The organism is Rothia mucilaginosa, assembly GCF_001061665.1.
GTDB classification, from domain to species: domain Bacteria; phylum Actinomycetota; class Actinomycetes; order Actinomycetales; family Micrococcaceae; genus Rothia; species Rothia mucilaginosa_A.
Genome location: NZ_JVSP01000005.1, coordinates 69,516 through 83,986, shown reverse-complemented (window position 1 = coordinate 83,986; position 14,471 = coordinate 69,516). Strand labels below are relative to the sequence as shown.

The 14,471-nt window shown below is 65.0% G+C and carries 12 protein-coding genes; all 12 read right to left on the bottom strand.

Annotated features, from left to right (window positions below; all coding sequences use genetic code 11):
- Positions 1-38: 38 nt before the first annotated feature.
- On the bottom strand, positions 39-686 hold the full coding sequence (lspA, locus tag ADJ95_RS03600; protein WP_053088807.1) for a signal peptidase II: 648 nt from the start codon (positions 684-686) through the stop codon (positions 39-41).
- 267 nt (positions 687-953) lie between these two features.
- The gene (locus tag ADJ95_RS03595; RefSeq protein WP_049332667.1) at positions 954-1,487 is read right to left on the bottom strand and encodes a DivIVA domain-containing protein; all 534 of its coding nucleotides are present in this window, start codon (positions 1,485-1,487) and stop codon (positions 954-956) included.
- A gap of 325 nt (positions 1,488-1,812) precedes the next feature.
- Positions 1,813-2,112 carry a YggT family protein gene (locus ADJ95_RS03590; RefSeq protein ID WP_049332665.1) on the bottom strand — a complete coding sequence of 100 codons (300 nt, stop codon included), beginning with the start codon at positions 2,110-2,112 and terminating at the stop codon, positions 1,813-1,815.
- 10 nt (positions 2,113-2,122) lie between these two features.
- Positions 2,123-2,929, bottom strand: coding sequence for a cell division protein SepF (locus ADJ95_RS09595; RefSeq protein ID WP_049332663.1), 807 nt, complete (start codon positions 2,927-2,929; stop codon positions 2,123-2,125).
- Positions 2,930-3,154: 225 nt separating this feature from the next.
- Complete coding sequence (locus ADJ95_RS03580) at positions 3,155-4,006, bottom strand: YggS family pyridoxal phosphate-dependent enzyme (protein ID WP_049332660.1); 852 nt, start codon at positions 4,004-4,006, stop codon at positions 3,155-3,157.
- Between the two features lie 20 nt (positions 4,007-4,026).
- A complete protein-coding gene (locus ADJ95_RS03575; protein ID WP_049332703.1) occupies positions 4,027-4,878 on the bottom strand; it encodes a polyphenol oxidase family protein in 852 nt (283 codons plus the stop codon).
- A 139-nt stretch (positions 4,879-5,017) separates the two neighbouring features.
- Entirely contained in the window at positions 5,018-6,199 is a 1,182-nt protein-coding gene (gene ftsZ, locus ADJ95_RS03570; protein WP_049332658.1) for a cell division protein FtsZ, read from the bottom strand.
- A gap of 198 nt (positions 6,200-6,397) precedes the next feature.
- Positions 6,398-7,921 carry a cell division protein FtsQ/DivIB gene (locus ADJ95_RS03565; protein WP_080974936.1) on the bottom strand — a complete coding sequence of 508 codons (1,524 nt, stop codon included), beginning with the start codon at positions 7,919-7,921 and terminating at the stop codon, positions 6,398-6,400.
- A 9-nt stretch (positions 7,922-7,930) separates the two neighbouring features.
- Positions 7,931-9,433 carry a UDP-N-acetylmuramate--L-alanine ligase gene (murC, locus tag ADJ95_RS03560; protein ID WP_049332654.1) on the bottom strand — a complete coding sequence of 501 codons (1,503 nt, stop codon included), beginning with the start codon at positions 9,431-9,433 and terminating at the stop codon, positions 7,931-7,933.
- Entirely contained in the window at positions 9,433-10,533 is a 1,101-nt protein-coding gene (gene murG / locus ADJ95_RS03555) for an undecaprenyldiphospho-muramoylpentapeptide beta-N-acetylglucosaminyltransferase (RefSeq protein ID WP_049332652.1), read from the bottom strand. Before murG ends, murC begins: the two co-directional genes overlap by 1 nt.
- Before the next feature lie 174 nt (positions 10,534-10,707).
- Entirely contained in the window at positions 10,708-12,711 is a 2,004-nt protein-coding gene (gene ftsW / locus ADJ95_RS03550) for a putative lipid II flippase FtsW (protein ID WP_049332700.1), read from the bottom strand.
- 175 nt (positions 12,712-12,886) lie between these two features.
- Positions 12,887-14,467 carry a UDP-N-acetylmuramoyl-L-alanine--D-glutamate ligase gene (gene murD / locus ADJ95_RS03545; RefSeq protein WP_414706035.1) on the bottom strand — a complete coding sequence of 527 codons (1,581 nt, stop codon included), beginning with the start codon at positions 14,465-14,467 and terminating at the stop codon, positions 12,887-12,889.
- Positions 14,468-14,471 lie beyond the last annotated feature (4 nt).

Here is a 14,471-nt window from a genome sequence, read left to right as displayed (position 1 = left end):
GTGGGTTGGCGGTCTGTGCTGTACGTCGTGACGTACCGTTAGGCGTCGGTGTTCTCGCCGTCGGCTTCCGCGCTCTTTAGGGTCTTAGCCTTCTTCGAGGCGCTCTCCTGCGGAGCCTTCGTGCCGTTGAGGTTCAGGCCCATGAAGTTTAGGAGCACGACGAGCGCCATGCACACGCAAATCGCCGAGTCCGCAACGTTGAAGATGGCGAAGTTCGGTACCGAGATGAAGTCAACCACGTGCCCGGAACCGAAGCCGGGCTCGCGGAAGAGGCGGTCAAAGAGGTTGCCGCAGATGCCGCCGAGCAGCCCGCCCAACGCGAGGGTCCAGGACAGTGAGCGCGTGCGGCGCAGCAGGTAGAGCACCACAATCGCGGCGGCCACCATGACGAGGGTAAAAATCCAGGTCACGTTCTCGCCCATGCTGAACGCGGCCCCCGAGTTGCGAATCGAGTACCACCACAGCAGCCCGTCGATCACGGTGATGCGCTCCCCCAGCTGCATCTGGGTAACGACCAGGTACTTGGTGCCCTGGTCGATGGCGAACACGACGGCGGCGAGCACCAGGGCGCTCAGCCAGGCGGTGCGCCCGCTCAGGATGCGCGATGTGCGGCCGGCGCTCTCGACGGAGGTTTCCGAGGTGCGTACGGGGGCCGAGGATTCAGCGTGATTCGGGGTGGTGGGCAAGGCTCTCCTCGGGTCGTGTGAATAGTGGCGCCGACGGCGGGGTGGTCCCCCGCGACGACGCGCTACGGTGCCCCTCTAGCTTAGCAAATGAGGGGAAATTCTCGTGCCCCGCCCGTCGCCTCGCGAACGGGGTCTACGGGGTTTTCGAGCCCTCCCGAGAGCGCAAAATACCGCCCGGTTCCTTATCCGCGGCTTAGGCTGAACCCGGCAAAACGGGCCGATAAGAATCCGGACGGTAGCGCCCCCTCGGCGGGGTCACGCGGTGCTTTAGGCGGAAGCCTCGATGGACTTGAGGTTCTTCAGCTCCTCCACCTGGCTGTTCAGGTGGTCCAGCAGCTTGGTACGGTAACGGCTCTCGAAGCCGCGCAGTGCCTCCACGGCAATCTCCAGCTCTTCCTTCTCGTCGGTCAGGCGGGCCAGGACCTCTTCGCGCTGCTGGCGAGCCTCGCTCACGAGGGCGTCGGCCTTCTTCTCTGCCTCGTCCAACAGCTCGGCCTTGGCCTTTTCGCCCTGGGCCACGTAGTCGTCGTGCACCTTCTGGGCCATGGCCAGCAGGGCTGCGGCGTCCTGGGCGCCGGCGGCGGAGGGAGCCTCCTGGGAGACGGCGGCGGCCGGGGATGCGGGAGCCGAGGCGGAGAGCTGCTCCACCTGGCGCTCCAGGGCGTCACGCTCGGAGTACAGGGCACGCAGCTCAACGACGAGCTCGTCCAGGAAGTCGTCGACCTCGTTGCGGTCGTAACCGGACTCCTCGGTCACGATCTTAAAGCTCTTCGTAATCAGGTCTTCGGGGGTGATGGCCATGTGGCTTCTCCTCTAGTACGGGTTGGGTTCGAAGTTGAGTGCGCCGATGGGGCAACCCGGCGGGAGTGTTCGGCCCCCGCATCGGGCGCGGTGTGCCGCATCGCGCAGACAGTCGTTGGCACCCATTTTACTATCATTGGACCTCGGCTCCGGGGTTTCTGTCGTACAGACAACAAAATATGCGCATGGCGCAACGGCCCCGGCCCCCGCTCCCCCGGAGCGTTTGCGCACGTCCGTGGCCCATTAAGCGCGTGTATCCCGTTAAACGTGTGCGCCCCGCAGAATGTTGAGTAACATTCCGCGGGGCGCATCCAGGCTCCGGTCGTTAGGAGAATCGGGCGGTCAGGCTCATCATGGGGCCCAACAGCATCGAGACGACCACAATCAGGATCAGAAAACCGGTATCCAGCGCGACGTTGCCCACGCGCACCGGGGGAATCACTCGGCGCAGCTTCTCCATGGGCCAGTCCGTCACAGCGTAAACGGCGCTTGCGCACAGCAGGGCAATCCCCTTGGGACGCCAGCCGGGTGCGAACATGCGTACCCAGTCGAAGAGCATGCGCAGCAGCATGAAGACGTAGAACAGGTACAGCGCAATCGTCACGAGAGCGAAAAGATAACCCATTAATCAGTCCTTAGCCCTGGTCGAAGGGGAATTCACCCTCGGAGTTGAAGTCTGCGGTGTTCTCGGAGTTAGCGACGCCCAGCACCTCGAGGTTGGAGGGGGTCAGCAGGAAGACCTTCGAGGTCACGCGCTCGATGCGACCCTCCAGCGCGAAGGCCAGACCGGAGGCGAAGTCCACCAGGCGCTTGGCGTCGGCGTCCGGCATTTCCTCGACGTTCATAATCACGGGGATGTTCTCGCGGAATGCCTCACCAATGATCTTTGCGTCATTGTAGGAGCGGGGGTGGATAGTGGTGATACGACGCAATTCGTCCTCTTCTTCCTCGTAACCGTAGGTGTATCCGTTGGTCTCTTCGGGCTCGTAGCCCTGGTCGTAGTAGCCGTCGTTCGAGTAGGTGTCGGCGTACTGCTCGGTGTATTCGGTGTTCGGCACCGGGGCGTCCTCCCAATGGTCTGCGGGTTCGCTCGCGGGCTCGTGCCGGGGCTCATCGCCTCGGCGATCCTCGCGGGGTTCCTCCGCCTCGTCTGTGGTTTCGGGTGTGTACGGGTGTGCGACTGCGGGCGCACCGTGCTTGGATGCGGTGTGCTCCCCCAGCGAGCGGTCTCGCGCGGCGCGGTCGTCGGCTCGAGGCTCTTCGGCGCGGGCCTCTACACGGTGGGCCTCCGCGCGGTGGTGCTCCCCGCCGCGACCCGACTGCTCGTGGGAGCGGGGCTCCTCGGGCGCGGTATCCGCGGTGTTGGAGTCCTGGGCGTCAGAGTCCTTGGCGTTGTAGGGCTCCAGGCCGAGGAAACCCGCCAGGCGGCTTTGCTTCGGCATGTTTCTCTCGCTTCGCTAGGGTACAGGGACAGGCTACTGAACGCGGGCAGCCGCCTGTTGCGGCGGTGCCTCTCGAGGAGCACCGCGGGCGGGCCCCTCGTTCAGAAGGTTCGGTCGCACGTCAAAACGTCGTGCACCGGCATGTATATATTACCAGCGTACGGGCTCTTCCAGCCGGTAGAACAGCGTCCGGCTTCTCACAGCGCGGCATATCCGCCCGCCGCTTTAGCGTGCGGGGCGTCGGCCCATGATGTCGCTGCCCACGCGCACGCAGGTGGAGCCCCAGCGAACAGCCGCCTCCAGGTCGCCGCTCATGCCCGCCGAGATTTCGGTCGCGTGCGGCAGGTGCTCGCGCAGCCGGGCCGCCAGTCCGTAAAGCTTCTCGAAAGCGGCGTCCGGGTCCGCGTCCAGGGGTGCCACCGCCATCACGCCGGCGCACCGCAGGTTCGCGTGGTTCTCGATGCGTTCGGCCAGCTCCAGAAGCTCCGAGGCGCTCGTACCGCCTCGCGCTCCCTCGGCGGCGTGGCCGGCCGTCGCCTCCTCGGCCAGGGAGACCTGCACCAGGCAGTCCAGACCGCCATTTTCCAGGGCCGCGGGGGCCGGCGCCTCCCCCGCCTCGTAGCGGGTCAGCTGGTTCGCGTAGGCCTTCGCCAGCGCATCGGCCAGGGAGGGGCGGTCCACCGAGTGAACGCTGGAGGCGTACTTCACCACGGACTTCGCCTTGTTGGTCTGCAGCTGGCCGATAAACGCCCAGTGCGGGGGTTGTACCGCACGCTGCTCGCAGTAGGCGACCAGCTCGCGGGCCTTCGCGCTGGCCTCCTGGTCGCGGTTCTCGCCGAAGAGGGTCACGCCGCCGTCCAGCAGGGCCGCCGCGTCGGAGGCAGGGAAGAACTTGGTCACCGTCACCAGGTGCACGGGCGCGCTCTGCTCGGTGCGCACCCCGCTGCGGTCCTGCTCCGCCGCTCGAATTCGCTCGAGTACCCGGCGGTAGTTCTGCAGCAGCTGCTCGGCGCGCTCGGGAGTGTACTTCAAATCCTGCGCTTCGACGTTCACGTCAGGTCCCTTCAGTTCAGACATTTTGTTCTCCTTCAGCGACTCTATTCGGCGGGTTCCGCCAGCTTCTCAACCCACACCAGACCCGCGATGCGCCCGGGCTTCTCGCCGCGATTCGTAAACCCGCGGTGCGAGTACACGCTCGGTTCCTCGTACGTGCAGCGGGCGCACTCCGTGGATACCTCCACTCCGGCGGCCTCCAGCACCGCGCGAGCGCCGGCCGGCAGGTCCAGACCCGGGGTGTTCGCGCCCGTCACCGAGTGAACCTGCGGGATCAGCTCGGTCGATTCGGCTCGCATCGCCTCGGGCACCTCGTAGCAGGCACCGCAGATGCTGGGGCCCAGCCACGCGGTGATGCGCGCAGCGCCCAGCTCCCGCATGCGCGCCACGGTGGTCTGCAGTACCCCGTCCAGCAGGCCGCGGCGGCCCGCGTGAGCCACCGCCAAAACGGGCACGGTCTTCTCACCCTCGACGGAGCCGACCAGCACCACGGGGATGCAATCGGCCACCATAATCGCCAGCGGGCGACCCTCGACGCTCACCGCGGCATCGGCCACGGGGGCCAGCTTCGCGATGGCGCGGGCGCGCTCGACGGTGCGTTCTGCGGGGGTGCCCGGCGCGTAGGAGGCCGGGGCGTAGTCCTCGGGGCGGGCCACCTCAACGCCGTGCACCTGGTTCAGGTAAAAGAACGGCCCCGCACCCAGCACCTCCTCGAGCGCCGCACGGTGGTTGAGGGTGCGCACCATGGAGGCATCCACGCCACCACCCAGCTCGTCGTCCACGTGCAGGCCCAGGTTCCCCGCCTCGCGGGAGGTAAACCCCACCCGCACGCGCCAGGGACCCAGGATGCGGGTGTCGGCGGTGGCCAGCAGCGGAGTTTTAGGGGCGTTGCTCATCATTATGTCTTTCTCGGGGCTGTACGGGGTGCTCGGAGCGAAAGCGGGTAGAGCGAAGGGGAGCTGAGAACAGTTGGACTATTCTCAGCTCCCCTCCATCAAAACCCTACGGGGCAGCGTGCTGACGCACGCGGCGCGACTACTTCAGGAAGTCGGGGACGTCCAGGGTGTCGCGGCGAGCCGGTGCTTCCTCAACGACCGGGGGCAGATCAACGTCGAAGCCAGCGGCGCCGGTGGAAGCCGGAGCGGCGGCGGGAGCGTTGAAGCCGTAGCCGTTAGAAGCCGGAGCGGCAGCGTTCGAGCCGCCGAAGGAGCCCTGTGCACGCTGGGGCTGAGCGGAAGCCGAAGCGTTCGAGTTGGTCTCGGGGTTCACGGCGTCAAAGCCAGCGGCAATCACGGTCACGCGAGCCTCGTCACCCAGGGCGTCATCAATGACGGCACCGAAGATGATGTTGGCGTCGGGGTGAGCCACTTCCTGAACCAGGCGTGCAGCCTCGTTGATCTCGAACAGACCCAGGTCGGAACCACCCTGAATCGACAGCAGCACGCCGTGCGCACCGTCGATGGATGCTTCCAGCAGCGGGGAGGCGATAGCCAGCTCGGCTGCCTTCACGGCGCGGTCCTCACCCGAGGCCGAGCCGATACCCATCAGAGCCGAACCGGCACCCTGCATCACGGACTTAACGTCAGCGAAGTCAAGGTTAATCAGGCCCGGGGTGGTGATCAGGTCGGTAATGCCCTGAACACCGGAGAGCAGCACCTGGTCGGCGGACTTGAAGGCGTCCAGCATCGACACGTTGCGATCCGAAATCGACAGCAGTCGGTCGTTCGGGATCACAATCAGGGTGTCGACCTCGTCGCGCAGAGCGGCAATACCGGTCTCGGCCTGGTTGGAGCGACGACGACCCTCGAAGGTGAAGGGGCGGGTCACAACACCGATGGTCAGAGCGCCCAGGGAGCGGGCGATGCGTGCCACGACGGGTGCGCCACCGGTACCGGTGCCACCACCCTCACCAGCGGTCACGAAGACCATATCTGCGCCCTTGAGGACTTCCTCAATTTCCTGCGAGTGATCCTCGGCTGCCTGACGGCCAACCTCGGGGTTTGCGCCCGCGCCAAGACCGCGGGTCAGCTCACGACCGACGTCCAGCTTGACGTCTGCATCGGACATGAGCAGAGCCTGGGCGTCAGTGTTAATAGCAATGAACTCAACGCCGCGCAGGCCAACCTCAATCATTCGGTTGACTGCGTTGACGCCACCGCCGCCGATACCAACGACCTTGATGACTGCCAAGTAGTTCTGGGGAGTTCCAGCGTCCATGTAATCCTCGATTGTTCCGTGTTCCAGCTTCGGAAGACCCCCAGCTCAATCTAAGCCTAAAGGTTTCCTCTAAAGAATGACTTTATCTGTTAGGATACCAAACTGTTTTTGGTGGTTCCTAGCTACACAGCGCAATTACCCCCTCTTTTTGCGGAATTCACACAAAAAGGGGAGGGAAAGCGCCCATTGGTAGTTCCCCTAACGGGTCACCGGTACGCGCGGGGCCGACACGTCATAGACGGTCACCTTCTGCGCCTGGGCACCTGAAGAGGCTTCTTCCTGAGCCCGTTGAGCTACCGCCTGGCGGAGCGACAGAAGCACCTTAGCCTTCAGCTCGCTCTCCTGGGCGGTACCCCACTGCACCGTCGTATTATCCCGCAGCGTGAGGGTAATACTCGAGGTTGAGGTCGCGCTCGCTTCCTTTACCTGAGCCAGAAGCTCAGCCGGCATCGCTGACAAGGCCGTCGAAATCGTGCGGAACTCATCCGAATGCTGCGGGTCATCACCATTCAATCGTACCAGGGGAACCGAGGTGCTCGGCTCGGAGGAAGACTCCATCAGGCTCACCCCGTCGGTGTCCACTGTATGGTAGGTCTCCCCCACCTTGACGATTGCAATGGCGGCGCGTTCCTTCAGGGTCACCACCAGCTCGTGCGGCGGGCGGCTCTCCACCTGAACGCTGCGAAGCACATTGTCCTGACCGATCAGCTCGCGCACGCGCTTCTCGTCGATGCGTGTCAGCGGAACCCCGCGCAGGGGCTCCAGCTTCTGCTCCACCTGGGTGGTTTCCAACAGGGAGGCACCGCGTACCGTGATGGTCTGAGTGGCCAGCAGGGGCGAGAAGAAGACCAGCACCACGTACAGCACCGCCACGAGGGCCAGCGCAATCGCCGTGTACAGCAGCTTGCGGGCCCGGGTGAGCGGGGTGCGCTCCTTGCGCGGACGCTCCTCGGCACGCAGGCCGTCCAAGCCGGGATCCTTCAGGATGCGCTCGTGCTGCGCCTCCCGGCGCTCGCGCTCGCGTTCCTTCTCGATCTCGGCGGCGCGCTGTCGTTCTCGCTCCACGCGCCAGCGGCCGAAGCGGCTTGCGGGGCGGGCCTGCTCGGCGGGCTCTGCGGGCTCGGTCTCAGCGGAATCGTCCCCCGCCGACGGGGAGTCGGCGGAAGTCTTCCGCTCGGAAGAAGCATCACCGTCGCCGGTCTTTTCGGCCCGGTCGGCGCCCTTTTCGGTCTTCTCGCCGTGCTTATCGCTGGGCTTCTCCCCCGCCGCGTCCTTCGCATTTTCAGTCCGCGCGCTTTCAACCTGCGCCGACCGACCGGATGCCTTCTCGGTCTCCTTGGGAGAATCTTCGAAGGCCTCCACGTCGAAGAGCTCCTGCGAACCGGAGGTAGCCGCGGGCACGCGACGAATCGCGCCGTCCACAAGGGCCACACTCTCGGCACGAGCCGGGCTGGTGGGGCGAATCGTAGCCCCCGAGGGGCGACGACCCACGGTGGAGGCAGTGCCTGAGTGAGAACCAGAGGTCTGAGACTCAGACCCGTGAGATTTCTTCTGCTCGGGGGCACCGGCCGCGGGGGTCTGCGCGTCAGCGGTGGGCTGCGCCTCCGTCGTGTGCTGAGCCGCAGGCTGTTCCTGCGCAAGCTCCTGAGCGCGCCGACGAGCACGCGAGCGCGGGGCCTTCGGCGCGCGCGAATGCCCCTCCGACGGGGGCATGGGACTCATCGGCACAGCCTAAGCCTCCGACTTCTTGGTCAGGTCGCCGTCGTGACGAATCTGCAGGGCCTCCAGCAGGCGCGGGCCTAGAGCCGTCACATCGCCGGCACCAACGGTCATCACAATGTCACCACTCTGAGCGTACGAGGCGATGTCCTCGATAGCACTCTCCGCGGTCGCGTAACGCACCTCGGAGAAGCCGGCACCCGTAATCAGCTCGCTGGTCACACCCTCAATGGGCTGCTCGCGAGCCGGGTAGATATCCAGAACGTAGGCGCGATCGGCCATCGACAGGGACTCCGCGAACTCCTTCGCGAACTCGCGGGTGCGCGAGAACAAGTGCGGCTGGAAAATCACGTACAGGTTGTGACCATCGGCAACGGTGCGGCCGGTCTGCAGGGCACGGAACACCTCGGTCGGGTGGTGCGCGTAGTCGTCGAAGACCTTCACGCCCGCGACCTCGCCTCGCAGCGTAAAGCGGCGATCAGCACCCACGAACTCACCCAGGGCGGCGGCGATTTCGGGGCCCTGAGCACCGGTCAGCAGCGCGGTGATGAAGGCGGCCGCGGCGTTCAGCTGATTGTGGATGCCGGGAACCTTCAGCGCCAGCTCCTGCTTGCCCTCGAAGCGCTCACCGCGACATCCGAAGGACCACTCCACCGTCGACGAGGAGGAGGAACCCGCGCTCGTAATCTCACGGATGCGCAGGTCGGCATCCTCGGACTCGCCGTAGGTCACGACCGGCACGCCGGCCGCGCGGGAACGGGCGGCCAGGGAGGCGGCACCGGCATCATCGGCGCAGGTCACCAGCACGCCGCCGGGGGCCAGCGAACCCACGAAGCGGTTGAACGCCTCAAAGACGCGCTCGTCGGTCTCGTAGAAGTCCAGGTGGTCGGGCTCAACGTTCGTCACCACGGCAATCGCCGGGCGGTAACGCACAAAGGAACCGTCCGATTCGTCGGCCTCGGCCACAAAAATCGAGTCGGGGCCCTGCGCGCCCAGGTGCGCGTTCGTGCCGCGACCGGCGATCACGGTGCCCACAGCGAAGGAGGGGTTGCGGCCCAGCTGATCGAACATCACGGAAATCATGGAGCTGGTCGTGCTCTTACCGTGGGTACCGGCCACCGCCACCACCTGCGAAAGCCCCATCACGGCGGCCAGCGCCTCGGAGCGGTGCAGAACCGGAAGGCCCTGCGCGCGGGCAGCGGCCAGCTCGGGGTTATCCTCGCGAATCGCGGTGGAAATCACCACGGTATCGACGTCAACGATGTTCTCAGCAGACTGGGGCACGCTCACGTGGGCGCCGGCGGCACGCAGCGATTCAACGGCCGAAGATTCCGCGCGGTCCGAACCGCTCACGGTCACGCCGGCCTGCAGCATCAGCGCGGCGATAGCGCTCATACCCGCGCCACCGATGCCGATGAAGTGCACGCGACCCAGCGCGTCCATCGCGTGGCGCTCGGGGAACGGCGGGTTCAGGGGTGCCGGCAGCACCATCTCAAGATTCATCAGTTCAGTCATTACTTCTCAGCTGCCTTCAATACTGCTTCGGCCATAACGCGAGCCGCGTCACGGATACCAAGTTTATAGGCTGCAGCGCCCATGCGCTCCAGTTCTTCGGGGTTTGCCATCAGCTCCGGAATCTCACGGGCAAACCACTCACCGGTGACTTCTGCGTCCTTCACCAGCAAGGCCGCAGAGGCCTCCACCAGGGAACGAGCATTCAGGGCCTGCTCACCATTACCAATGGGGAGCGGCACAAAAATAGCGGGCACACCCACCGCGGCAACCTCACTCACCGTGGCCGCGCCGGCGCGCACCAGCAGCAAATCGGCGGCGGCGTACACGTCCTGCATGCCGTTGGTGAACTCAATCTGACGGTAGTTCGGGGCGCTCAGGGGTTCGCCGTTCTCGTCCAGAACGGTCTTGCCCTTACCGGTGATGTGCAGAATCTGGAAGTCCCACTCTGCGAAGCGATCACGGCAGGCCGACACGGCGTTGTTCAGGCTCAGCGCGCCCAGCGAACCACCGGTCACGATAACGGTGGGCTTCTTCGGGTCCAGGCCCAGGTTGCGGCGGGCTTTTGAACGGTGCGCGTCGCGGTTCAGGTAGGCAATCTCATCCTTCATGGGCATGCCCACCAGGGTCGCGTGCGGGAAGGGTGTATTGGGGAAGGCCACACCCGTAAACTTCGCGAAGCGGCCGCCCAGACGGTTAGCCAGGCCGGGCTTCGCGTTCGCTTCGTGAATGACCACGGGAATCTTCGAGAAGAAGGCAGACAGGTACGCCGGTGGGCACACGTAACCGCCCACGCCAACAACCACGTCTGCATCTACATCCTTGAGGATGCGGCGGGTCTTCGACAGGCCACCCAGGAACTTCGCGGGGAAGGCAAGCGCCGCGCGATTAATGCTGCGGGGGAAGGCCGCGCGGGGAATGAACTCGATATCGAAGCCGGCCGCCGGAACCAGATCGGCTTCCATCTTGTCGGCGGTGCCCAGCATCAGAATCTTGGCGTTCGGTTCAAGGTCGCGAACGGCGCGGGCAATCGCAAGCATCGGATTAATGTGACCGGCGGTGCCACCACCGGCGAAGACTATAGAGGGTGCCTTCTTCGTCATAGGTCTCTCTCCCAATACATCGGTACAGCATCATTTTACGCTATCGCCCCGCACCGCAGAGCGCGGCGGAACGCCCCCGACCGCGAGCTCTAGCTCAGGTCGGGGGCGCTTTGAAGGAACGCGGGGCCGAGAGGTAAGGCCGTTCTCGACCGCTGTCCACCTCGGAAAATCTCTCTACCGCTCTCCCCCACCGGGCTGACGGCGCGGCGACTGACCGTGCTGACGCTGCTGACGCTGAGCTCGGCGGGCGCGGTCCTCGGGATGCAGAGGCTGCAGGCCGGCGGGCAGACCACCGCGCTGATTCTGCGGACGACGACGCTCCCCCTGCCCGGGACGCCGGCCTCGGGTCTGCTGTTCCTTCGAGCCCTGCTCGGCCGGACGCTGAACCGGGCGGGCGGGTCGGGGCTGCTCGGTCTTGCCGGGTGCAGCCTTGCCGGGGGCTCGGCGCTCTCGGGCCTTCTGCTCTCGGGTTTCCCTCGTGCGGGCCGCCTTCTCGCGGTCCGTCTTCTGCCGCTCGGCCTCCTCCAGGGCCTTCTGCCGCTCAGCCTTCTCGCGGGCCGCTTCCTCACGGGCACGGCGAGCCAGCTTCTGCCGCTCAGCCTTCTCACGGGCCGCTTCCTCACGAGCCGCACGGGCCTCCTCACGAGCCGCGCGGGCCTCTTCGCGGGCGCGCTCTGCCTCACGCTGCTGTTCGATGCGCTTCAACTCGCGACGCTGCTCCGGATCAAAGCCCAACCAGCGCCGGACAAAACCGCTCAGGCTGCCCAGCTTCGACAGCGGATGCTGCTCCTGCATCAGGTGGCCACCGGCCTCGGCACGCTCCGCGGCCTCCTGCTCCACCACAGCCTGCAGGGGCAGGCGGCGCTTCCAATCGGCGTTTGCGCGGCGAATCTCGCGAGCGCTCTGGTTCTCAACGCTCGACGGGGCCGTCGCGCCTCGCAGGGGCGTCTGCCGGGCAAAGGCCAATAGTAGGCCCGCCGCGCACAGCGAAGACAGCAACGAGGAACCACCGTAGGAGACAAAGGGCAGCGGCACGCCAATCACCGGCAGAATACGGGACACCATGCCCATATTGATGATGGCCTGAGAGGTCAGCCACACCATAATGCCGCCCGTCGCCAGGCGCACCAGCGGATCGGCGGTGCGCAGCATGATACGCACCGCACAGTACACCAGACCCACGTACAGCAGTAGAACCGCCATCGTGCCCAGAAGGCCCAGTTCCTCGCCAATAATCGCGAAAATGTAGTCGTTGTGGGCCTCTGCCAGGTAGTTGTACTTCTGGCGCGACTGGCCCAGGCCAACGCCCAGGAAGCCACCGGTCGCCAACGCCACCTCACCCGAGTTCGCCTGATCACAGTTAGCGTTCGTGCACGAACCCCAGATGCCGAAGATACGGGCCACTCGGTTCGGGCTACTCAAAACGCCCAACAGGGCCAGCGCGGCAACCGCGCCGCCAATCTGCAGCATTGACCGACGTGAGGCACCGGCCATCCACATCATGCCCAGGAAAATGAAGCCGTACACCAGGGCCGTACCCATATCGCCGCCGACCATAATCAGCAGAATCAGGGCGCCCACACCGTAGATGGAGGGGAACAGGGTACGCCAGAGGCTCCGCGAAATATCGCCCTGGCGGTTATACACCCACGCCAGCCACATCACGATTGCAAGCTTCGAGAACTCCGAAGGCTGCATCTGCACGGGGCCCAGCTTAATCCAGTTACGGTTACCGTTCACCTCGACGCCGATAACTACCACCGCCAACTGCAGCACCAGGGCCACCGCAAGCATCGTGTTCACCACGACCTGCTTGTGATACCACCCCACCGGAATATTCGTAATGACGGCCATCGCCACCACACCGAGCACCAGGAAGAGAATCTGCGAGGACACCTGAGAGAACGGCGACTGGCCCTGCGAAATCATGGTGACGCTCGAAGCCGAGAGCACCATGATGCAGCCGAAAATCGCCAAACCCAGGGTCGTCACCAGTAGCATGACCGGCACATCCCACAGGTCAGCCTTCAGACCGCGACGGTACAGGCGCTTGCCAAACGAACGGGCCGGTGCCGTCATCTCCTTCAGGGCAGTCCACGGGGACGAGGCGTGCCCGGTCTGTTCGGAACGGCCAGCCCGCGAAGACGCAGAACGCTTCGAGGATGCGCTGGTACTCACATGCCCTCCTAAGGCTTGGAACGCCACAACCCACAGCGATGAATCGCGGCGGCGATAACAATTGAGAAAAGAGGCGGGGGTGGAACCCAAAACGTCCCACCCCCGAGAGCGCGGCTTAGGCGGCACGGGCCGCGAACGCCGCTACGCGCTAGGGTACCGGCCGGGGCCGAATAGGCTACGACTGGGCCAGCTGATCGGCCACGGCGTTCGCAAACGCCTCGCCGCGCACCGCGTAGTTCTTGAACTGGTCCATCGATGCCGCGGCCGGTGCCATCAGCACCGTATCACCCGGCTGAGCGATCTCGGCGGCCTTCGCCACCGCGGCGTTCATGACGGCGATGCCGTCCGAGGGGTCGGCCACCGAGGCGGTCAGGTTATAGGTCGGAACCTGCGGGGCGTGGTTGGCCAGGGCAGCCTTGAGGCCTGCGGTATCCGTGCCGATGATGAGCACGGCCTTCAGGCGCTGAGCGTGAGCAGCAATCAGCTCATCGTACTCAACGCCCTTCGACAGACCACCGGCAATCCACACCAGCGAGGGGTAACCGCTCATCGACGCATTCGCGGCGTGAGGATTCGTAGCCTTCGAATCGTTCACCCACATGATGTCGTTCGCATAACCCACCAGCTGGTTGCGGTGCGCACCGGTCTTGAAGGAACGCAGGCCCGCGCCCACAGCCTTCGGGTCAATATCAGCCGCACGGCACAGCGCCGCAGCCGCCAGAGCGTTCTCCACGGTGTGCTTCGCAGGCATCTTACCGGGAGCCGGAGCCAAATCCTCCAGAACCGCCAGCTCATACGCCTCGTTGTAACGGTTCTTCAAGAAGGCGCGGTCCACCATAATGTCCTCAGCCAGGCCGAGCATCGACACGGCGGGCATCTCAGTGGAGCTGAAGCCAATCGCGCGAGCGCCCTCAATAACGTCCGCGTTCTCAACCATGCGCAGGGTGTCCACATGGTCGGTGTTGAAGATGCAGGCAACCTGAGTGTGCTCGTACACGCGAGCCTTATCAGCCTTGTAACGCTCGAACGAACCGTGCCAGTCCACGTGGTCCTCAGCAATGTTCAGAACCACCGAAGCGTACGGGGACATCGAATGGGTCCAGTGCAGCTGGAAGCTGGACAGCTCCACCGCGAAGAACTCATAGGGCTCATCGTCGGCAATGGCGTACACGATGGGCATACCCACGTTACCCACCTGAATAGACTTCTTACCGGCAGCCTTCAGGATGGAATCAACCATGCCCACGGTGGTGGTCTTACCGTTCGTACCGGTCAGGCACAGCCACTTGGGGGTCGGGCGGTCGCTGCGCTCATTCAGGCGCCACGCCAGCTCCACATCGCCCCAAATCTGGATGCGACGCTCATAAGCGTCCAGCATGACCGGGTGGTCGGGACGCACACCCGGGGAGGTCACCACAAGCTCGGGTTCCTGACCGTCCACCGGGGGCAGTGCACGCATGTGCTCGGGACCAAACAGGCCCTCAACGTTACCGTAGGCGTTAGTGTACAGATCGATGCGTTCACGCTTCTCCGGGGTATCAGCCCCGTCGATGACAACAATCTTCGCACCCAGCTGGGCGAGCACATCGGTCACAGCGTCGCCGCTGGTGCCCATCCCCACGACCACGACGCGCAGACCGGCCCAGGGGGCGTCCCAGCTGGTCAGCTGCGCGAGGCGCTCGTTCTCGTACACCGGGTTGACGGCAATCGCCTGGGCGTTTGCCTCGCGGCGGGCGCGCAGTGCGTCCTGTTCCATAGTT

What these genes read in the sequence shown, in the direction of transcription:
- ftsZ (WP_049332658.1), bottom strand. Translation starts at nt 6,199, where the DNA reads ATGGACGCTGGAACTCCCCAGAACTACTTGGCAGTCATCAAGGTCGTT.
- murG (WP_049332652.1), bottom strand. Translation starts at nt 10,533, where the DNA reads ATGACGAAGAAGGCACCCTCTATAGTCTTCGCCGGTGGTGGCACCGCC.
- murC (WP_049332654.1), bottom strand. Translation starts at nt 9,433, where the DNA reads ATGACTGAACTGATGAATCTTGAGATGGTGCTGCCGGCACCCCTGAAC.
- ADJ95_RS03595 (WP_049332667.1), bottom strand. Translation starts at nt 1,487, where the DNA reads ATGGCCATCACCCCCGAAGACCTGATTACGAAGAGCTTTAAGATCGTG.
- ADJ95_RS03590 (WP_049332665.1), bottom strand. Translation starts at nt 2,112, where the DNA reads ATGGGTTATCTTTTCGCTCTCGTGACGATTGCGCTGTACCTGTTCTAC.
- ADJ95_RS03575 (WP_049332703.1), bottom strand. Translation starts at nt 4,878, where the DNA reads ATGAGCAACGCCCCTAAAACTCCGCTGCTGGCCACCGCCGACACCCGC.
- ADJ95_RS09595 (WP_049332663.1), bottom strand. Translation starts at nt 2,929, where the DNA reads ATGCCGAAGCAAAGCCGCCTGGCGGGTTTCCTCGGCCTGGAGCCCTAC.
- ADJ95_RS03580 (WP_049332660.1), bottom strand. Translation starts at nt 4,006, where the DNA reads ATGTCTGAACTGAAGGGACCTGACGTGAACGTCGAAGCGCAGGATTTG.
- murD (WP_414706035.1), bottom strand. Translation starts at nt 14,467, where the DNA reads ATGGAACAGGACGCACTGCGCGCCCGCCGCGAGGCAAACGCCCAGGCG.
- ADJ95_RS03565 (WP_080974936.1), bottom strand. Translation starts at nt 7,921, where the DNA reads ATGAGTCCCATGCCCCCGTCGGAGGGGCATTCGCGCGCGCCGAAGGCC.